This window comes from Rhizobium sp. ERR 1071 (assembly GCF_007828675.1).
In the GTDB taxonomy this organism is placed as follows: Bacteria; Pseudomonadota; Alphaproteobacteria; order Rhizobiales; family Rhizobiaceae; genus Rhizobium; species Rhizobium dioscoreae.
This window is the reverse complement of record NZ_VITM01000020.1, coordinates 1-19012: the sequence shown is the minus strand read 5'-3', so window position 1 is coordinate 19012 and position 19012 is coordinate 1. Positions and strand designations below refer to the sequence as shown.

The window sequence follows — 19012 nt, the reverse complement described above, 5'->3', positions numbered from 1 at the left end:
ACATGCGCTATGGAAAATGATCGTCGCAATCAGAAAGAACGATCATGAACATTTCACTTGCAGGCCGCAGCGCCGTTGTTACCGGATCCACTGCCGGCATTGGCCGGGCGATCGCGGAGGGTCTGGCGCGCGCTGGCGCGTCAGTGGTTATAAATGGCCGCAGCGAAGAGCGGGTCGCCACGGCGGTGGCTGAGGTCAAGGCCCTTTTTTCGGACGTCGAGATCACCGGCGTCGTTGCGGATGTGGCAACGAAGGAAGGCAGCGCGATCCTCGCGTCTCAAGCGCCCAGCGCGGACATCCTTGTCAACAATGCCGGCACAGCCAATCCCAAGCCTTTTTACGATCTCACGGACGAAGACTGGCTGAGCCTGTTTCAGCTCAACGTCATGAGCGGAGTTCGTGCAGCGCGTCATTATCTGCCTGAGATGACTGAGCGCGGTTGGGGGCGTGTCGTGTTCATCAGCAGCGAATCCGCCCTCGCAATCCCGCAAGATATGATCGACTACGGCATGACAAAGACAGCGCAGCTGGCGATCTCGCGGGGGCTTGCCGAAACTGTTGCCGGAACGGGCGTTACGGTCAACTCGGTACTTCCTGGCCCGACGAGTTCTGAGATCATGTCGAACTGGATGAAAGCGACTGCGGCCTCCGAAGGCATCACGCAAGAGCAGGCTGAACTGAACTTCGTGAAGACCATGCGGCCAACCTCGCTGCTGCAACGGTTCACGACGACGGAAGAAGTGGCCAACATGGTCGTCTATCTGTGCTCCGAACAGGCATCCGGCACGACCGGGTCCGCCATGCGCGTTGACGGCGGCGTGCTCAGGCAGATCGCCTGATCCGACCACGAGCACGCTATTAGGAAATTGGCCATGAACACATCACAGACCGAATTGCGGCATTCAAATTCACCTTCCTATGATCTCACCGGAAAACACGTGGTCGTCGTTGGCGGGAAAACGGGAATAGGCCTTGGCATGGCTCTGGCCGCTCACGCGGCGGGAGCCAGACTGACGGTCGCAAGCCGCCGCTCGGCCTCTGTAGCAGACCATCCGGAATTGGCGCCGTTCGAGCAGCTTGTGCTTGATATCCGTGACGAGGGCGCCGTCCAGGCCACCTTCAACGCGATTGGTAGTCTCGATCATCTGATCGTCGCCGCGGGACCGACCGATGGCAGCTGGGGTGCATTCATGGACGAAGACATGCGGGGCGTGCGCAGCTATCTCAACAGCAAGTTTCTTGGCTCCTGGGCATGCGCGCGCTATGCGGCTCCAAACCTTTGCTCCAATGGGTCCATCACCTTTCTGACCGGAGGAATCGCGGCGCGCTCGAAGATCGGCATGACGGCCGTCACCTCGACTTTTGCTGCCGTGGAGGCGCTGGCTCGATCGCTGGCGCTTGAACTTGGACCCATCAGAGTGAACACCATTCGGCCCGGGTTTATCGACACCGACCTTTGGAACTTCTTGTCTCCGACAGATGCGGCAGATGTCCGTGAAAAGGTGCGCGCCAATTTCCCAGCGCGCCGGATCGGTCATCCGGCCGACGTTGGCCACGCGGCCGTATTCCTGATGACCAATCCCTATGTGACCGGCACTGTACTTGAGGTCTCTGGCGGCGAAACGCTGGTTGACTGGCTGTTCTAGGCGCTTGCAACCAGGCTCGTCAGCTCCAGCACGGCGGGGTCCGGATGTGATCTTTCAGCGCCTGCGTGAATGCCTTCACCTTCGCAGGCGGTGCCTGGAGGGCGCGCAGGAGGTAGATACCGGTGGCTGCTTCGTTCCACTTTTCGCCGGATAGCGGCAGGCGTACAAGATCGCCTGACTTGACGGAGGGGCCGGAAACCCAGCTTGGCATAAACGCAATGCCCATTCCCGCCAATGCCGCTCCGTTCAGCGCTTCAAAATCGTCCGACCGGAAGACGACCTGCTCGCAGGCCTCGCCTGTCGGTGCGCCGAGAACGGCAGACCATCCCAGAAGATCGTTGCCGTGGAGCTTGTCGAGAAGGCGATGATCGCGAAGTGCGGATTCGCTTTCCGGCACGCCGTGCTGTTCAAGGTAGGCAGGACTTGCAACGAGAATGCGATCGTGCGGTGCCAGTTTGGTAGCAATCAGCGTGCTGTCCGATAACTCTCCCATTCTCACCACCAGATCAAGACGCTCCGCGACCGGATCAGCCAGCCGTTCCGTCAGATCCAGCTCGACATGCAAGTCTGGGTACTGTCGTGAAAGCGATGCCAGAACCGGAATGAGATATCGCTTCCCGAAGGTCGGGAAGCAGGCGACCCGCAACGTACCGCTGACGGCGCCACCGAAAGCCGCTACCTCGGCATGCGTATCGGCCAGGTCATCGAGCAGGCGCTGGGCGCGTTCAAAAAGACGCCGTCCCGCGTCAGTCAATGACAGTGCCCTGGTCGATCGGACAAGCAGCGGCACGCCCAAGTCCTGCTCAAGGGCATCGATCTGTCGAACGACAGCCGAGGGCGTAACAGCCCGACGCCGAGACGCAGCCGAAAAGCTGCCGGCGCGGACGACATCGACGTAAACAGCCAAATGTTCGGCGAAGCGTGGGTCCCTCATCTTTGCCTACGACGCAAAACCGTTCCGACCATTCAGTTCGTTATCATCTAAGGCCATTCGGAGCACATTCCTTTTAGTCAACAGGCAATTTTGCCTACCAAACAGAAGGAACACTCCAATGGTCAAGATCCTCGATACAATTCTCTCGCAATCTGCTTATTCCGCGGAAATCGATGTTCCGCTCGAAAAGATCGACATTGCCGATTGGCTCTTCAACCTGCCTGAGGCGGAATATCTTCGCTGCTGCCCGCCCGACCACATCGCAGCAGGCGTCACCTGGACCGATGACGGCCGCCGCATGTCGATCAATGTCGAACAGATCGGCTCCGGTCTTGTGGTACAGCATTATGTCGCCGAGGTCGCCGAACCAGCCTATTGCCGAATGAACTCGATCTCGGATGTTTTTACCGCCAGTGGAAGAACCCAGGTCAACGTCGTTTGGGAACTGATCGCCGAGAAGATCGACGACCACAGAACCCGATACACCAACAAGGTCACGGCCCATCCGACGGATGCATTCATGAGCTTTATCCAGGATCATGGTGTCACCTATGAAGACGCTGCAGCAGCCCGTCAGGCCGCAGGCGGGGACCATAACCGCCGCGAGACTCCGCTGTTTGCCGCCAGCATCGCCCGTCGCGCACTTTCGAAATAGGGAGTCTTCCGATGAAAGCGATCATCTTCGATGATTTCGGAAGCGCCGATGTTCTGCGGATTGCCGACGCCCCCATGCCCGAAATACGCCCGGACGATCTCTTGGTGAAGGTCATGGCGGCTGGCGTGAACCGGGCTGACCTTCTTCAGCGCGAAGGTGTCTACGGCTCTCAGACGTACGGTGATAGCAGCATTCTCGGCCTTGAGGTCGCAGGAGAGGTGATCGCCGTCGGAAGCACTGTCACCGGCTTTGCCATTGGCGACCGTGTCATGGGGATTGTCGGTGGCGGCGCCTATGCCCAGTATGCGCGGCTCGACAGCGGCATGGCTGCCGCCATTCCGCATGGCATGTCCTTCACTGACGCGGCCGCCGTCATGGAAAGCTTCGTGACGGCCTGGGAGGCGCTGGCACATCTCGGAAGGATCGCCGCGGGAGAGACCGTCCTCGTCCATGCCGCCGCAGGTGGGATCGGATCGGCTGCGGTCCAGCTCGCAAAGTCCCAAGGCGCGACCGTACTCGCCACTGCGTCCAGCAACAACATCGAGAACGTGCTCGCTCTCGGCGCGGATGCGGTGTTCGATTACAGGAAGGTCGACTTTGAGGCCGAGATCATTGACATGACCGCCTCACGTGGTGTGGATCTGATCATCGACTTTGTCGGCGGGTCCTACCTCGCCCTCAACATTCGCAGTCTTGCTCCCGGCGGGCGGCTTGTTCAGGTCGGGCTGTTAGGACGTGACGACAATGCCATCATTCCCCTCGGCACCGTGCTTCACAACCACCTGCAATTGCTGGGGACGGTCATGAAATCCAGATCGCGCGATGAGAAGAGAACGATGGTTCGGCGGTTCAGGGACCACGTTTTGCCGATGATGGGCGACGAGCTTAAGCCTGTCGTCGGCGCACTTTATCCGCTTTCGGCCGCCTCGGAGGCCCATCGTCGGATGGTGGTTGGTGGGGTGTTCGGCAAGATTGTGCTCGGCGATTTTCATCTGTGACGGCCGAGGCGCGGTTCCCGCTCTTGATGGGAGTTGAACCATCGACTTCTATGCATCGGAACTTCTTTGAAAAAAATCAAGTTATTGATGCCTAGCGTCCTCTCAGGGAACTTTCGCAAACCTTTTTTATGGAGGTAAAATGTTCCCGACCGGCTATCTGGACCTCGCAAAAGAAGATCGGTTTTAGCGACGCAATGGCACATAAAATCAAAATTGCTATTTAATGAGCGTCGAAATTAACTCGGTCCCGGAAACTAAGCCAATAAAGGGGACCACAATGGGAATGAAACTGTCACTGTCCGGCGCAAGCACCGCAATCGCACTCCTACTTGCGAACCAGGCCTTCGCGCAGACTGCTGAAGTCATGCACTACTGGACAAGCGGAAGCGAAGCCGCCGCCATCAAAGTCATCGCGGATGATGTCGCCAAAAAGGGCGGCACCTGGAAGGACAGCCCGGTTACCGGCTATGAAGCCGCCCGCGCCGCCGTTCTCAGCCGTCTAGCAGGTGGCGATGCTCCGACCTCGATGGTTGTCGATCTCGGCGAAATCAAGCCACTGGTCGAACAGGGCATTCTTGCGCCGATCGATGATATCGCCTCCACGAAGGGCTGGCAGACGTTCTTCCCCAAACTCGTGGTCGACAACGCGAGCGTCGACGGTCACCTCTACGCCGTTCCGATCGATATCGGTACCGCCAACTGGATGTGGTACTCCACCAAGGTCCTGAACGATGTCGGCGTCAAACCGCCAGCAACTTGGGACGAGTTCTTCGCGGCCGCCGACAAGATCAAGGCCAAGGGCTATATCCCGCTCGCCTTTGGGGGTCAGGCCTGGCAGGAAGCCCTGGTGTTCCGATCGATCATGATCGCAACCGGCGGCAACAAGTTCTACACCGACGTCTACACGAAGCATGACATTGATGCTGCCGGCGGGCCGCTGATGGTAAAATCCTTCGAGACCTTCGCCAAGCTGCGCGGCTATGTCGATGACGGCAACACCAACCGCAACTGGAACGATGCCACCAATATGGTTATCACTGGCAAGGCCGCGATGCAGATCATGGGCGACTGGGCCAAGGGCGAATTCCAGGCGGCCGGCCTGACGCCCGGTAAGGAATATGGCTGCGAACTGGCGCCGGGCACCAATGGTGTGTTGAACATTGTTTCCGACACCTTCGTCTTCCCGGTCGGCGATAAGCCCGAACAGGTGGCCGCCCGCAAGCTGCTGGTCGACGTCATGATCGACCCGCAAACCCAGGTGGCTTTCAATTCCGTGAAGGGCGCCCTGCCGCCGCGCCTCGACGCGAACCTGAAGGATGCGGACATTTGCACCCAGAAGGCAGCGGGCCTGCTCAAGGACCCTAACGCGCTCGCCCCGAACGCCGAACTCTCGTTCAGCAGTGAAACCGTCGGCGCCATCAAAGACTTGGTCACCCAGTTTTGGAGCAATCCGTCGATGACGCCTGCCGATGCGGCAAAGCAGTATGCCGATATCGTTGCACGGAACTAAGTCGTGCCGTTAGTCTCAGCTGCCCCGGCGTTTTGCCGGGGCAGTTTTCGTCAATGAGTTGCGATGTCGATGAACGGGGGCAAGCAATGTTTAAGAAGAATCTGGCAGCCAAGCTGACGCTTGTGCCCAGTGCCGTGGTCATCACCATCTGTTTCTACGGCACGATCCTCTGGACGCTCTATATCTCGCTGACGCATTCGACGATGCTGCCGAACTACAAGTTCTACGGCTTCGGGCAATATGCGACGCTTCTGTCCATGCCGCGCTGGCACACCGCTTTTGCCAATATGCTGATCTTTGGCAGCCTGTTCATTGCCGGCTCGCTCGTCATCGGCACGACGCTTGCCGCATTGCTCGACCGGAACGTTAAGGCGGAGGGCCTCTTCCGCCTCTTCTTCCTCTATCCCCTGTCCATGTCCTTCGTCGTCACCGGGCTTGCCTGGCAATGGCTGCTGAACCCGACGACCGGCATCGAGGCACTGGTGCGTAGCTTCGGCTGGCAGGATTTCAGCTTCAACTGGCTGGCAAGCCCTGAAAAGGCGATCTACGCCGTCTCGATCGCTGCCATCTGGCAGTCCTCGGGTCTTGTCATGGCAATCATGCTGGCCGGCCTGCGCGGGATCGACAGCGACATCTGGAAGGCCGCGAAGATCGACGGCATCCCCGTCTGGCGTTCCTACGTCAGCATCGTGCTACCGATGCTTCGGCCGCTGATCCTCACCTGCGTCATTCTTCTCGCCACGGCCGTGGTCAAGAGCTACGACCTCGTCGTCGCCATGACCGGTGGCGGCCCGGGCATCAGCACTGACGTCCCCGGAAAGTTCGTCGTCGATCTCCTGTTCCAGCGCGCCAATATCAGCACTGCTGCAGCCGCGGCTATTCTGATGCTGCTGACGGTGATCTGCGCACTTTCGCCCTATGTCTATATCGAGCTCAAGAGGCAGAAGCGATGACTGCGACCCCTCTCGCCCAGTCCGGCGCACCGGTGATATATAGCGTTCCCCGCGCGAAAAGCGCGAAACCTGGCCGCGCCCTCCTTTACGTCATCTTGTCCGTGGCGCTGGTCTACTACGCGATCCCGCTGCTGCTGGTGATCTCGACGTCGCTGAAGACCACCGACGAACTGCGCACGGGCAACATCTTCACCCTGCCCCAGAGTCTCAATTTCGATGCCTGGTCCAAGGCATGGATGACAGCCTGCACCGGAATCGAGTGCAACGGCATCCACGGGAATTTCTGGAATTCCGTCGAGATTGTCGTTCCGGGCGTGATCTTCTCGATCCTGTTCGGCGCTCTGACCGGCTTTGCCCTCTCGCAGTGGCAATCGAAGCTCAGCCGCGTCATCCTGCTGTCGCTGATGCTGGGCGCCTTCATACCCTATCAGGTCATACTTTATCCGATGGTGCGTATCTTTAGCAGCATCGGCCTCTACGGCACGCTGCCAGGCATCATCCTGATCCATATCATCTTCGGGCTGCCCTACATGGCGCTGCTGTTCTTCAACTTCTACCAGGGCGTTCCGCCGGAGCTTTCGAAGGCAGCCAAGATGGATGGAGCCGGCTTCTTCACGATCTTCTTCGAGATCATGCTGCCCATGTCGGTCAACGTGCTTGTCGTCGCCATCATCATGCAGGCGACCGGTATCTGGAACGACTTCCTGCTGGGCCTGATCTTTGCGGGGCGAGACCACCTGCCGATCACGGTGCAGTTGAACAATATCGTCAACACAACGACCGGCGTCAAAGAATACAATGTAAACATGGCCGCGACCTTCCTGACCGCGCTGCCGCCGCTTCTCATCTACATTCTCTCCGGACGCTATTTTGCGCGCGGCCTCGCCGCCGGCGCAGTGAAGGGCTAATGCAATGACCCAGATTTCCGTTATCAGCGCCAACAAGTCGTTCGGCCCCCAGCATATCCTGCGCGATATCAACCTCCAGGTCGCCAGCGGCGAGTTCATCGTGCTCTTGGGCTCCTCCGGATGCGGCAAATCCACCTTGCTCAACGTCATTGCCGGCCTCGAGGACCTCGACACCGGCAGGATTGTCGCCGGCGACCAGGATGTCACGAACATCGATGCCAGCCGTCGCAACATGTCGATGGTCTTCCAGTCCTACGCGCTCTATCCCACCATGACGGTGCGCAAGAACCTCGGCTTCGGCCTGCGGGTCAATAAGGTCGCCAAGGCCGAGATCGCAAAACGCGTCGAATGGGCTGCAAACCTGTTGCAGCTCACGCCGCTTCTCGACCGCCGCCCATCGCAGCTCTCCGGTGGGCAACGCCAGCGCGTGGCGATTGGCCGTGCTCTCGTTCGCCGCAGCCCGATCTGCCTTTTCGACGAACCGCTTTCAAATCTTGACGCCAAGCTTCGCACCGAGATGCGCCTGGAGATCAAGAAGCTGCACCAGGAGTTGCGCAGCACGATCGTCTATGTCACCCACGACCAGATCGAGGCCATGACACTGGCGACGCGTGTCGCCGTCATGAAAAGTGGGAAGATCGAGCAATACGCCACGCCGGATGAACTCTACGAGAAGCCGGAGACGCTGTTCGTTGCCGGGTTCGTCGGCTCCCCGAGCATGAACCTTCTCCCGGCCCGCATCCGGATCGAGGACGGTGAGCCCATGGCAGCCTTCGGTGACAATCATCTGCCGATCGATGCTTATCCATTCCGCCACCCGGCCGTCGACGGCCAGGAGATCGTCATCGGCTTCCGCCCCGAGGATATCCAACTCGCCGACGACCGCACGACGTTGCCAACGCTTTTCGCGCCGATCACTTTTATAGAACCGATGGGTGCCGACACGCTGGTGTGGTTTGCCCTTGGCGACCAAAAACTGTCGGTGCGCGTGCCGGCTGCGAAGGCGCGTGGCCTTTCCGGCGAAGTCCGGCTGGCCTTCAATGCTACGATCGCCTCCATCTTCTCGAAGGAATCCGAGCAGCGCCTCTGAGGCGCTGCCTCGGCCGGTAGTCGGGCCCCGGCTTAGGTAAGCTGCCCGATCAGCCGATCCATCATGGCGTCGGAACCCTGCAGTTCGGCCTCTTCGATATACTCATCGGGCTGATGTCCCTGCTCCATGTTGCCGGGACCGACGACGACGGTATCCAGTCCCAGCTTCGTGGCGAACAATCCCGCTTCCGTCCCGAACGACACTTTCGTGAGGGTCCCTTCCCCCAGCAGCCTCCCAGCAAACAACGCCGCAGTGCCATTCGGAGAGGTGGAAAGCCCGGGATAGGCATTGCGAAAATCGATTTCGGCCGCGGATCCGGCCAGTGAAGCGATACGCGAGGAGATCTCCTCCACCTTGTCTTCCGCCAGATGGCGTATTTCGAACTCGACCGAGGCGCGCTCGGCGACGATATTCAAGACCTCTCCGCCTGAAATCTTTCCTGCGTGCACCGTGGTATAAGGAATATCATATTCGGCATCGCGCCGCCCGGCTTCGGCGATCTCGCGCTGGACAGCGCGCAAGGTCCCCACGAAGTCGCAGGCAAGGTGAATGGCGTTGACGAAACGCGGCGCCAGAGAGGAATGGCCTGCCTCGCCCCGGAAGCGGGCCTGTGCCGCCATCTTGCCCTTGTGGCCAAGCGCGATCGCCATCGATGTCGGCTCGCCGACGATGCAGAGCGATGCCTTGAACTGCTCCTCCGCCAGAAGGTCGATCAGTGAACGGACGCCGACGCAGCCGATCTCCTCGTCGTGGGAGAAGGCGATATGCAGCGGTCGCTTCAGAGCCCTCGCATCGATACGATCCGCGGCGGAAAGCACGCTGGCCAGGAAACCCTTCATATCGGTGGTGCCGCGACCATGCAGCCGGGTTCCCCGACGGGTCAGCCGGAAAGGATCGGTCGTCCAGGCCTGTGTTGTAACCGGCACCACATCGGTATGCCCCGAAAGCACGATGCCGTCATCCTGTTTCGGCCCGATGGTGGCGAAGAGGTTTGCCTTCAGCCCTCCCTCGTCCGGCACGAGGCGGCATTCAAAACCGCGTTCTGCGAGATAGCCGCGGACGAAGTCGATCAGCGGCAGGTTGCTGTCGGCGCTGATTGTGGGAAAGGCGATGAGGCGGTCAAGCAATTCAAGTGTGTTCAAGGCATACTCCCGAAAAAAGGAAGGCTCGCATGCGCTGCGAGCCCTCCGTGGCAGTGCTGGTCAGACGCGCCTCATCATCGCGCCATCGTCTCCTCGTCAGCCATCGTCTGGTTGATGTCGGCCAGAAGCGCTGCAATGTCCGCCTTCGGGAAGGCTTGCCGGAAGCGCCTGTCGAAGGTCGTGAACATGCCGAAGAACGAATTGGCGCAATGTTCGAGCATCCGGTCCGCCTCGCCCTCGTCGACGGAGAGATGCTTCTGCAGGAACTGGTTGAATTTTGCCCGGGCGATCGGATTGGCGAGGATGAAGACGGGCTGCGTATCCCACTTCACTTCTCGATGCCGCGAGGCACGCGAGCGGACATGCAGCGGAGTTGACAGACGGATGTCGCGCGACGAGGAACCGATCTCGATCCGGACCACATCGTCGTCCAGGACCCAGCGCCCCTTTCCGGCATCATAGAGCATGAAGTCGGCAGCCGGGATGGTGAGCGTGACGCGCTGCGACTGACCCGGTTCCACATGAACCTTGGCAAAGGACTTCAGCTCGCGCTTTGGGCGCTGCAGCCGCGGCTTGCCATAGCTGACGTAAAGCTGGGCAGCTTCCTTGCCGGCGAGAGCACCAGTGTTGGTGATAGTGAAGCTGGCCACGACCTCCTCGCCGGCGTTTAGCTCTGAGCGGTCCAGCGTCAGGTCGGAATAGGTGAAGCTGGTGTAGCTGAGGCCAAAGCCAAAGGGATATTGCGGCTCGATCTCGCGTGCGTCGAACCAGCGATAGCCGACATGGATGCCTTCGCTGTAGTAATGGCGACCGTTCTCACCTGGGTAGCTGAGGTAGGACGGCATGTCCTGCATGCGCTTCGGGAAGCTGGTCGTCAGCTTGCCGGATGGGTTGGTAACGCCGAAGAGGATGTCGGCAATGCCACCGCCGGTCGCCTGGCCAGAGAAGAACATCTCGACGATGGACTTCACTTCCGGGATCCATGGCAGGACGACAGCGTCCGGGCTGGCGACGGCAACGACGACATTGGGGTTGGCGGCGGCAACGGCGCTGACAAGCGCGTCATGGCCCGGCGCCAGGGCAAGCGTGGTACGGTCCGAGCCTTCGCCGTCATAGCCGTTTTCGGTGCAAACGAAGATGACGACGACATCGGCGCCGCGGGCGCCTTCGACGGCTTCGGCGATCAGCGCGGCACGCTCGCCTTCCACCTCGCTCGTACCGCGATATTGATCGACCTCGATCTCATCACCGGCCAGCTTGACGATCTCGTCGATCGGAACATCCACCTGGGTCGGCGTCGTGGTCGCGCAGCCCGAACCCTGAATGACGGGAACGCCGGCGCCTTCGCCGATGACCACCATCTGCTTGACCTTAGCAGGCGTGATCGGCAGCAGCTGGTCGTCATTCTTCAGGAGTACCATGGATTCGCCAGCCATGCGGCGGGCGAGCTTGTGGTGGGCATCGCGGTCAAACACGGTATCGCGGCGCTCGCCGAGCTTGCCGGCACGCACCAACGCCAGCACGCGGGCGCAGGCTTCGTCCACCACGGCCATGTCGACCTTACCGGCCTCGATGGCTTCGAGCAGGTCGCTCTTGCGGGTTTCGCTTTCCGGCATGTCGAGATCATTGCCTGCCGTCAGGGAAGCCGGGCGATCCTTGATGCCGTGCCAGTCGGAGACGACGAGGCCTTCATAGCCCCACTCCTCGCGCAGCACCTTGGTCAGCAGCCAGTGATCTTCAGCGGCCTGAACCCCGTTCAGGCGGTTGTAGGAGCTCATAACCGTCCACGGGTTGCTCTTCTCGATCGCGCGCTCGAAGCCCTTGAGATAAATTTCCCGCAGAGCGCGTTCATCGACGACCGAATCCATCGAGGTGCGCTCGACTTCAGAATTGTTGCAGGCAAAGTGCTTCAGCGATGCACCAACACCGTTTTCCTGTAAGCCGTTGATGACGCCGGCGGCGAAATCACCGCTGATGACCGGATCCTCACCGTAATATTCGTAGGAGCGGCCGCCGAGCGGTGTGCGGCGGATATTGATGCCGGGGCCGAGCAATAGATGCACGCCAAACTCCTGGCATTCCATGGCGAGCGCAGTGCCAAGCTCATGGGCAAGATCGACATCCCAGGAGCAGCCGAGGCTGGACCCGTTCGGGAAGCAGGTGGCTTGCTTCATGGCGCCCCAAGCCACCTCAACATGGCTGGCCCGCTGGCCGACGACATTCAGGAAGGCCGAGAAGTCGACGCCACCGGCTTCTTCGTTATCGATCTGGTGGATCGAGTAGCGCACCCCATAGGTGCCATCGGTCATGACGATGTTTGGGATGCCGAGGCGCTCGATTGCCTTCGTCTTCCACATGCGGTGCCCGGCTAAAAGGGCGACCTTCTCCTCATTGGTCATTTCGGCAATCAGTGCCGCGAAGTCGCCGTTCATAAGCTTGTCTGAATTCACGTCATGTCTCCAAAGTGACTATGTGCTGGCACTCGACGAAGGACGCGCCCGGTTAGCGCGCGATGGTAGGTGAGGGCCAGAAATCTTTGCGTCGAGCGATCATTGCACTCGCCCGGTCTCAGAGAAATAATGCATTTCCGAGGCGACGCTTCATCAAAAGCTTGGCAGCCCTATCACGTTGGCACCTTGCGGCGCTCCATGACCGGCGCGACCATCCCAGGTATGTAGGAGTCGGACACACACGACTTGCAATGCTGCTCGAACATTTCGATCAATCGAGGCTTGCGATTTTGCTTTAGGGTAAGGACTCCGATGACCATCGGTTTTTGGTTGCCGGATATCGGCACACGCACGACCGTCCGGCCGTCCATTGCCAATTGCGACCGAGGCCGAACATTTGCGATCGTATAGCCGTAGCCATTCGCCACCATCGTGCGAATGACGTCCTGGTAGGCGGAGCGCATGGCGATAGAGGGTTCAACGCCCGATTTCGCAAAGAGACCTAAGAAATATTCGCGACTGATGGGCAGATCCAAGAGAATGAGCGGGTAATCGGCCAATTCGTCCAAGCTGACAGATGGGTAGCGCGCAAACGGATGCGATTCTCCAACGAGGATATGTGGAGGCAGCGTTGCAAGCGGCGTAAACTCGAAATCGTCCGTGATGAGGAGGTCATAACTGATCGCAACATCGATTTCCGCACGCTGGAGCTTTCCCAGCAGCTCTTCGTGATCGCTGACTGTCTGAATAATGCGAGTTTCCGGAAAAGCTGTGGTGAAGGAGTGCGAAAGTTCAGGCATGATCATCGAAGCGAGCGTCACCATACACCCGAGCGAAAGCTGGCCGCGGATCTTTTCGTTCACCTCGGAGGCGACCGTGTAGATATTTTCGGCCTGCTCGACGAGTTGCTTGGCTTCGACCAGCATGAGGCGCCCTGCCGGCGTCAGCGAAAGGCCTTTTGCATGGTGGCGCACGAAGAGTTGAGTCTGCAGTTCCGTTTCCAGATGGGTAATGGCCGTCGAAATCGATGGTTGGGAAATATTCAGTCGCTCGGATGCGAGGGTGATACTTCCTGTCTCCGCAGTCGCAATGAAATATTCGATCTGGCGGAGCGTGTATCTCATAGCCTCATAATATCTCTGCTAGCTGGAAGAACAAGCAGCGCGCGATCGCATTATTCATCGCCCGGCACCCCAAAGGATGGGGCGGCGTTGGGGTCGAGCGCCCGCTTAACGTAGTCTTCCATTTGCGGCTCATAAACCGCCCAAAGATCCTGGAGGGCCTCGATCGGCTGATCATGCCAGTCTACGCGGAGATCGACGATCGGCCAGGCAACGTTGCGGACAACCTTCAGTCCTGCCGAGCGAACGGGGCCCGCCTCGCCGCCTGCTTCAAGCCCAGCGGCAAGTGCCTTCAGCAGCCTAGAAGGAAGATCGCCCGCGGATATCTCGAATGCGGCGACCATACGCTGCACGACATCGGTGCTAGCCAGAAGATTGCCGGCGGCGATGCAGCCCTCGCCCTTCGCCATCGCATGGATTCCGAGTGTACGCTCGCCGGAGTGACCGGCGACGTGTCCGCGAGCGTCGACGATTGCCAACTGCCGATAGTCGGCAAAGGGGGTCGATGCCACCAGCCGGCCAAGCGCTTCTTCCGCCGTTGCCCCCATTCCCAGCATCTCCAGGCCCGAAATGCCAAGGCTGGGATCCGTAATGTTCTGGCTGGCCACCACCCCGGCGCCAGCTCGGACATGCGAACAACGCGCCGCAACGGCGGGAGAGGAGGAGGAGATTGCTATACCGAACATGCCGGACTTGGCGCAACGGGCGGCGATGGAAAAGGTCATAGGCTCGCGATACCTTATTCGGGAATGACGGCGATGGCATCTACCTCGACAAGCCATTCAGGACGGGCCAAAGCGGAGACGACGATGCCTGTCGAGACCGGGAAGACGCCTTTCAGCCACTTGCCGACCACGCGGTAGACGGCCTCGCGATAACGCGGATCAACGATGTAGATGGTAATCTTGCAGACGTGATCGAGTGACGAACCTGCTTCCTGAAGAAGCATCTTGATGTTGGCCATGGCCTGTTCGGTCTGGCCGGCGACATCACCGATGGCAACGCTGGCGGAGGTATCGAGGTCCTGGCCGATCTGACCACGAACGAACACCATTGTGCCCTTGGCGACAACTGTCTGGCAGAGATCGTTGTCCAGCTTCTGCTCCGGATAGGTTTCCTTGGTGTTGAACTTGCGGATGCGGGTATGGGCCATGTCGGTATTCCTTTGATCGGGAAGATCTGTATCGCTGGGTTCTGGGGGCTCGCCTTAATCGGCTTTCTGGTTCGAAGGCCGGTATTCGTTGTACTTGCGCTGTGTCGAGATACGGTCGGCGATATGCTTCGCGTCATGCCACACGCCCCAGATGAAACTCGATCCGCGGCGTGACTGCCATGGCAACCCGAGGAAGTAGATGCCGCGCTCTGCCGACACACCGCGCTGGTGTTTCGGACGACCCCGTTCGTCGAAAACATCCAGTTTCAGCCAGCTGTAGTCCGAGGAGAAGCCCGTGGCCCAGATGATCGTCGTGATGCCGGCCTGGGCAAGGTCGAGGTTGAGGATCGGATTCACGACGCAATCCGGCTGCGGTTCGAAACGGCGCGCTTCGGGATCTTCCGGCAGGTCGATGCCGTTCTTCGCAGCATAGGCATCCGCCTCGTCAAGCAGCGCCATGTAGTTGGCATCGCCGCGATCCAGGTTGATGGCAAGATCGTCGGAAAAGCTAAGGTTTGTTCCGTCAAAGCCGATTGTGCGGCCGAGCAGGATCATGCCCTTTCCGGCGAGACGGCGGAAATCGATCGTGTGGCCGCCCCGCGCACCGCTGACGGCGATCGTCACATGTTCGGTGCCCGGACCGGGTGTTTCCATATCCCACTTCCCCAGAACGCCCAGCCACCAACAGAAATCGCGGCCACGATAGGCACGCGGCGGGCGATCATGCGGGCCGACGGAAAGATAGACTTTGCGGCCGGAAAGCATAAGCTCCTCGGCAATCTGGGTTCCGGAAGAACCGGCGCCGATGACGAGAACAGCTCCTTCGGCGAGCTGACCGGGATTGCGGTACTTGGTCGAATGCATCTGCGTAATACCGGGTGCATTCGCGATCAGGTCGGGAACGACAGGCACTTGGAAAGCACCGGTTGCCGCAACAACGTTCTGTGCATCGATCACGCCTTGCGAGGTTTCGATCCGGAAGCCGGAACGTCCGACATGCCTTTCGACGCTCCTGACGTCTACGCCGCAGCGGATAGGAGCATCGATCTGCCTGGCATAGGCCTCGAAATAGTCAGCAACGGCGTCCTTTGCCGGAAAGCCATCCGGATCGAGATCAGGAAATTCCATTCCGGGGAAGCGATCATGCCAGGCGGGGCCGTTGGCAACCAGCGAGTCCCAACGCTCCGAGCGCCAGCGCTCGGCTATACGGCTTCGCTCGAGCACGAGGTGGGACACACCGGCCTTGCCCAGGTGCTCGCTCATTGCAACGCCGGCCTGGCCGGCACCAACAACGAGAGTGTCCACGGTTTCAACTGCCATTGCCTGCGTCCTTTTCCTTTAAGGGCTGTGTGCGGATTGTGACGTCCGGTGTAGTTCACAGCCTTGCCGGGGAAAATTACGTTTTTAGTTTGCAGTGATTAGGCTGTCGCTAAGCTGTCAAATTGGGATAATGTCGTCCAAGAGGGTCAGAACGCTCCGCGATCATGCTGAGAGAACATCTCAACCTAGGATCCTGAACTTTGCTCTTGAGCCGATTCGAACTTATGCCCCACCAAGCCATTTAGCTAAGGATCAGCTAATCATCTGGTATCATAGAAGAATTTAGGCGCGCATAGTCAGAAGATCTCCAGAGATCGGCAATCATGTCCCCACTCGTCAGAATCTTTTATTCGCGTTCGAACTTCGACTGTAAATCGGCGTGCTCATGCCGACCACTTATCCTGCAACCGTTAAGCCCGAGGCAACGTGGCATCGCCTGTCCGGCGACTTGGCGCTGACAATGCTGCGGAGCGTTCTTACCCCTAGCTCTCTGAGTTGACGCCCTGCGGCGGCGCGGCGTGAGCTTCAGCCAGTGGCAAGATGGCGAATGCAAAGTTCCATCTGCATGCAACCAATCCATTCCCCTAATCTTTCGGTTGGTCGGCGATCGATAGTTATCGGAGAATACCAACTCACCGGGCTCCATTGAATCTTGCATTGCCGTTCAACGTAATCTACATTATGTTCAACATAGGAGATTGTAATGGGTGCTCAAATACGAACTGCTGCAGAAAGCGAAGCAAAAGTGGCGTTGGCCCGCAATAAGCTCGTACTCGAACAAGCAAAGGCTGTCGGCCTTCTCGGCACGGCGAAGAATACCCGTTTGTCGGGACGTGTTCCGTCCGAATTGATCGAGGCGGCCAAGAAGCGCGCGCATGTCACTTCCGACACTGAACTTCTGGAACTGGCGCTTTCCCGGCTTGCCCTGGAGGATGACTTCGGCGCGCGTCTGGTGGGGCGCAAGGGCAGCATCTCGGCGGATCTCGATCTTGAGGTTTGATCTCTCCGAAACGCTGCGATTACTAAAACCACAGAAGCATGCGGGGACGCTCGAGCGCAGGCTCGACGAAGACCTGTCATGGGTCGCCGACGAACCGGCAATCGGCGGACCATTGTTCCTCGACACCAGTGTCTATCTGGATGTGCTACAGGGGCGCTCGCCGGTTGAGCTTGATGCACTGCTGAGGTATCGCCTATGCCACCATTCCGCAGTCTGCCTGTCGGAGCTGACCCATGCCTTCGGCCGGTTAGATCCCAAGCATGCCACCACCAAAGCGGTTCTCGAAACGATCGCCGAGACTGTAGACGACATCCCTGAGCATCGTCTTCATGCTCCGGATACAGCCATGTGGGGACAGGCGGGTGTGCTGGCGGGGCTGCTGTTTCGGTTGAGCAACCTTCCTAAAGGGAAAGGGCATGAGAGGCGTTTCGTCAATGATGCCCTTGTTTTTCTACAAGCGCGGCAGCTAGGCGCGAGCGTGCTGACCGGTAATGTGCGGGATTTTGATTTCCTTTCACAAATCATGCCGACCGGACGGGTCATTCTGTACCGAGTTGTGAGCTTGTGAGCGGTGAACCAAGTGCATGGCACTAAGTGGCCGAGTGTCATAATTAAACTTATCTGCTTTTTTAGCCGGCTAACTATTCGCATGCGCTTCTCAACTACGATATTCCAATATTTTCAATGGTTTAAATTTGCAAGGACGATGTTGCCAGCAATCATGGCAGCTCTATGCAGGCGCGGGGCAGCACATCAAATGAACTCTGTCGTCAATCTGGGGTTTCTCTCGTCCGGGAGGTGCTCCTCAATCAGAGGGACGGTTTCTAGACGAGAGCTATAATCCGTCCGAGAGAGGCACTTCGATATCAGCAGACGAACTTCGAAGATGAACCCTACTGGCTCCGCTGGTGACCGTTTGATTCAGTTGACGGATGTTGCCGATAGGCTCCGGAAGCCGGCGATGGTTGAACAAGCCGGCTCATTCCGAGGTGGCGAATTCAAGCGCTTCGAAACTGGGCTATGGTGCGGGCCGATGACCTTGGCCGCATAGATACCGTTGATCGTTTCGGCGAGACATTGTCATAGCCATTTCCGACGCTGCCGAGGCAAATTCGATTCCTGCCTCGGCTAATGCTCTAAATACTTGCTCCACTTATGCAGCTTCCCGCGGACTCTGGTTAGTAGCGGTAGTGACGGTGATGGTGGTGATGACGGTGCTTGTACCAACCGTAATGATGACCGCGCCAGTAATGGCTCCGGTAGCTGCGATGCGACCCCCAATTGTGAGGCCGGTGATGTCGCGGGCCATGCCAGCGGCGATGGTGGTCATAACGAACCGTTTGAACGGATGACTGGACCTCTGGCTTCGTCATGTTCATCATTGGTGCAGCTGATGCCGTGCCCGCACCAATCAACAGGCCAGCACCTAGAAGCGCTGCAAGGAGACTTTTAAAGATTTTCATAGCGAACCTCCATTCATGTCGTCATCCTGAAACTGGTTGGCTGAACAAAGCATGAATGGTTGCCGCGCCCACCTTTCGCCGAAAATTTTCGACCAAACGTGGGCTTATGGAATAGCAGCGAAAAACGGGAGCTTGCTTCAGGCAAATTGAATGGAGCTGCGGATTTCAAAGTTCAGGCGCAATGCGCCTACCCAGCGCATGCCAGTGAGCAGCGGCCACACCGCTACTATTTGCAGTTTTTTCGGCTTACAGCCAAGTCGATTGAGAGATGGGCGCGGGAATGCCCTAAAGTCCCATGCGAAATGCGCAGGTGTTTTCGCCACATACGAGCAAGCATGCGTGGAACGTATGGTCCGCCCTGGTCGCAAATAGAATCTATCCCTGCGCAGTCTGCATGAGCGTATTCGGCCTCAAGGGCATGCCACGGCCAAGACGGATATCCGCGCTTCCACAGCCACAATAATCAACACGGTTTCTATGCATCATTTCCGCGCCTGGGCTTTCCGATCGCCGATTGACTGTCAGGCCATCTATAATCCTTCTAGCAAACCCGGCGATCCTCAGGACGTTGACAGTGAGCGCGACGAAGACCCCACCTTTCCTTTTGAGATTGAGGCCGCGAGATAAGCTTCTTCATCGATAGGAGCGGAATGGAATGGTTGGAGATCG

17 protein-coding genes are annotated in these 19012 nt (G+C 58.8%); 10 read left to right on the top strand and 7 right to left on the bottom strand.

Annotated features, from left to right (window positions below):
• Positions 1-44 precede the first annotated feature (44 nt).
• The gene (locus FBZ99_RS31840; RefSeq protein ID WP_145637108.1) at positions 45-839 is read left to right on the top strand and encodes an SDR family NAD(P)-dependent oxidoreductase; all 795 of its coding nucleotides are present in this window, start codon (positions 45-47) and stop codon (positions 837-839) included.
• Positions 840-872: 33 nt separating this feature from the next.
• Complete coding sequence (locus tag FBZ99_RS31835) at positions 873-1646, top strand: SDR family oxidoreductase (RefSeq protein WP_145637106.1); 774 nt, start codon at positions 873-875, stop codon at positions 1644-1646.
• A gap of 19 nt (positions 1647-1665) precedes the next feature.
• Here the strand turns inward: FBZ99_RS31835 and FBZ99_RS31830 are convergent, their stop codons facing one another.
• Positions 1666-2580: a LysR family transcriptional regulator gene (locus tag FBZ99_RS31830; protein ID WP_145637103.1), complete on the bottom strand. Its 915-nt coding sequence runs from the start codon at positions 2578-2580 to the stop codon at positions 1666-1668.
• Between the two features lie 118 nt (positions 2581-2698).
• On the opposite strand from FBZ99_RS31830, the gene FBZ99_RS31825 reads away from it, so the two are divergent.
• From FBZ99_RS31825 to FBZ99_RS31800, 6 genes are all read left to right on the top strand, one after another.
• Complete coding sequence (locus FBZ99_RS31825; protein ID WP_145637101.1) at positions 2699-3235, top strand: hypothetical protein; 537 nt, start codon at positions 2699-2701, stop codon at positions 3233-3235.
• Between the two features lie 11 nt (positions 3236-3246).
• Complete coding sequence (locus FBZ99_RS31820) at positions 3247-4233, top strand: NAD(P)H-quinone oxidoreductase (protein WP_145637099.1); 987 nt, start codon at positions 3247-3249, stop codon at positions 4231-4233.
• 277 nt (positions 4234-4510) lie between these two features.
• A complete protein-coding gene (locus FBZ99_RS31815; RefSeq protein ID WP_145637097.1) occupies positions 4511-5743 on the top strand; it encodes an ABC transporter substrate-binding protein in 1233 nt (410 codons plus the stop codon).
• Between the two features lie 86 nt (positions 5744-5829).
• Positions 5830-6696 (top strand): carbohydrate ABC transporter permease, encoded by an 867-nt coding sequence (locus FBZ99_RS31810; protein ID WP_145637094.1) that lies wholly within the window; start codon positions 5830-5832, stop codon positions 6694-6696.
• On the top strand, positions 6693-7604 hold the full coding sequence (locus FBZ99_RS31805; RefSeq protein ID WP_145637091.1) for a carbohydrate ABC transporter permease: 912 nt from the start codon (positions 6693-6695) through the stop codon (positions 7602-7604). Before FBZ99_RS31810 ends, FBZ99_RS31805 begins: the two co-directional genes overlap by 4 nt.
• 4 nt (positions 7605-7608) lie before the next feature.
• Positions 7609-8694 carry an ABC transporter ATP-binding protein gene (locus FBZ99_RS31800; protein ID WP_145637088.1) on the top strand — a complete coding sequence of 362 codons (1086 nt, stop codon included), beginning with the start codon at positions 7609-7611 and terminating at the stop codon, positions 8692-8694.
• Positions 8695-8726: 32 nt separating this feature from the next.
• Here FBZ99_RS31800 and argE read toward each other — a convergent pair whose 3' ends face one another.
• The 6 genes from argE to FBZ99_RS31770 all read right to left on the bottom strand — a co-directional run bounded on the left by argE (position 8727) and on the right by FBZ99_RS31770 (position 15880).
• Positions 8727-9836, bottom strand: a complete 1110-nt coding sequence (argE, locus tag FBZ99_RS31795; RefSeq protein ID WP_145637085.1) for an acetylornithine deacetylase — start codon at positions 9834-9836, stop codon at positions 8727-8729.
• A gap of 74 nt (positions 9837-9910) precedes the next feature.
• The gene (locus FBZ99_RS31790; RefSeq protein ID WP_145637209.1) at positions 9911-12268 is read right to left on the bottom strand and encodes a glycoside hydrolase family 3 C-terminal domain-containing protein; all 2358 of its coding nucleotides are present in this window, start codon (positions 12266-12268) and stop codon (positions 9911-9913) included.
• A 191-nt stretch (positions 12269-12459) separates the two neighbouring features.
• The gene (locus tag FBZ99_RS31785; protein ID WP_145637082.1) at positions 12460-13410 is read right to left on the bottom strand and encodes a LysR family transcriptional regulator; all 951 of its coding nucleotides are present in this window, start codon (positions 13408-13410) and stop codon (positions 12460-12462) included.
• Positions 13411-13460: 50 nt separating this feature from the next.
• The gene (locus tag FBZ99_RS31780; RefSeq protein ID WP_145637079.1) at positions 13461-14132 is read right to left on the bottom strand and encodes a DUF1028 domain-containing protein; all 672 of its coding nucleotides are present in this window, start codon (positions 14130-14132) and stop codon (positions 13461-13463) included.
• A gap of 14 nt (positions 14133-14146) precedes the next feature.
• Positions 14147-14560, bottom strand: coding sequence for a RidA family protein (locus tag FBZ99_RS31775; RefSeq protein WP_145637077.1), 414 nt, complete (start codon positions 14558-14560; stop codon positions 14147-14149).
• A gap of 54 nt (positions 14561-14614) precedes the next feature.
• Positions 14615-15880 carry a flavin-containing monooxygenase gene (locus tag FBZ99_RS31770; RefSeq protein WP_145637074.1) on the bottom strand — a complete coding sequence of 422 codons (1266 nt, stop codon included), beginning with the start codon at positions 15878-15880 and terminating at the stop codon, positions 14615-14617.
• A 703-nt stretch (positions 15881-16583) separates the two neighbouring features.
• Between FBZ99_RS31770 and FBZ99_RS31765 the strand changes: the two genes are divergently transcribed.
• Both FBZ99_RS31765 and FBZ99_RS31760 read left to right on the top strand, forming a co-directional pair.
• Positions 16584-16880 (top strand): hypothetical protein, encoded by a 297-nt coding sequence (locus FBZ99_RS31765; RefSeq protein ID WP_145637071.1) that lies wholly within the window; start codon positions 16584-16586, stop codon positions 16878-16880.
• Positions 16870-17448 carry a type II toxin-antitoxin system VapC family toxin gene (locus FBZ99_RS31760; RefSeq protein ID WP_145637067.1) on the top strand — a complete coding sequence of 193 codons (579 nt, stop codon included), beginning with the start codon at positions 16870-16872 and terminating at the stop codon, positions 17446-17448. Before FBZ99_RS31765 ends, FBZ99_RS31760 begins: the two co-directional genes overlap by 11 nt.
• The last annotated feature ends 1564 nt before the right edge of the window (positions 17449-19012 follow it).

What these genes read in the sequence shown, in the direction of transcription:
- FBZ99_RS31815 (WP_145637097.1), top strand. Translation starts at nt 4,511, where the DNA reads ATGGGAATGAAACTGTCACTGTCCGGCGCAAGCACCGCAATCGCACTC.
- FBZ99_RS31775 (WP_145637077.1), bottom strand. Translation starts at nt 14,560, where the DNA reads ATGGCCCATACCCGCATCCGCAAGTTCAACACCAAGGAAACCTATCCG.
- FBZ99_RS31820 (WP_145637099.1), top strand. Translation starts at nt 3,247, where the DNA reads ATGAAAGCGATCATCTTCGATGATTTCGGAAGCGCCGATGTTCTGCGG.
- FBZ99_RS31785 (WP_145637082.1), bottom strand. Translation starts at nt 13,410, where the DNA reads ATGAGATACACGCTCCGCCAGATCGAATATTTCATTGCGACTGCGGAG.
- FBZ99_RS31835 (WP_145637106.1), top strand. Translation starts at nt 873, where the DNA reads ATGAACACATCACAGACCGAATTGCGGCATTCAAATTCACCTTCCTAT.
- FBZ99_RS31780 (WP_145637079.1), bottom strand. Translation starts at nt 14,132, where the DNA reads ATGACCTTTTCCATCGCCGCCCGTTGCGCCAAGTCCGGCATGTTCGGT.
- FBZ99_RS31825 (WP_145637101.1), top strand. Translation starts at nt 2,699, where the DNA reads ATGGTCAAGATCCTCGATACAATTCTCTCGCAATCTGCTTATTCCGCG.
- FBZ99_RS31810 (WP_145637094.1), top strand. Translation starts at nt 5,830, where the DNA reads ATGTTTAAGAAGAATCTGGCAGCCAAGCTGACGCTTGTGCCCAGTGCC.
- FBZ99_RS31800 (WP_145637088.1), top strand. Translation starts at nt 7,609, where the DNA reads ATGACCCAGATTTCCGTTATCAGCGCCAACAAGTCGTTCGGCCCCCAG.
- FBZ99_RS31830 (WP_145637103.1), bottom strand. Translation starts at nt 2,580, where the DNA reads ATGAGGGACCCACGCTTCGCCGAACATTTGGCTGTTTACGTCGATGTC.
- FBZ99_RS31840 (WP_145637108.1), top strand. Translation starts at nt 45, where the DNA reads ATGAACATTTCACTTGCAGGCCGCAGCGCCGTTGTTACCGGATCCACT.
- FBZ99_RS31790 (WP_145637209.1), bottom strand. Translation starts at nt 12,268, where the DNA reads ATGAACGGCGACTTCGCGGCACTGATTGCCGAAATGACCAATGAGGAG.
- FBZ99_RS31770 (WP_145637074.1), bottom strand. Translation starts at nt 15,880, where the DNA reads ATGGCAGTTGAAACCGTGGACACTCTCGTTGTTGGTGCCGGCCAGGCC.
- FBZ99_RS31805 (WP_145637091.1), top strand. Translation starts at nt 6,693, where the DNA reads ATGACTGCGACCCCTCTCGCCCAGTCCGGCGCACCGGTGATATATAGC.
- FBZ99_RS31765 (WP_145637071.1), top strand. Translation starts at nt 16,584, where the DNA reads ATGGGTGCTCAAATACGAACTGCTGCAGAAAGCGAAGCAAAAGTGGCG.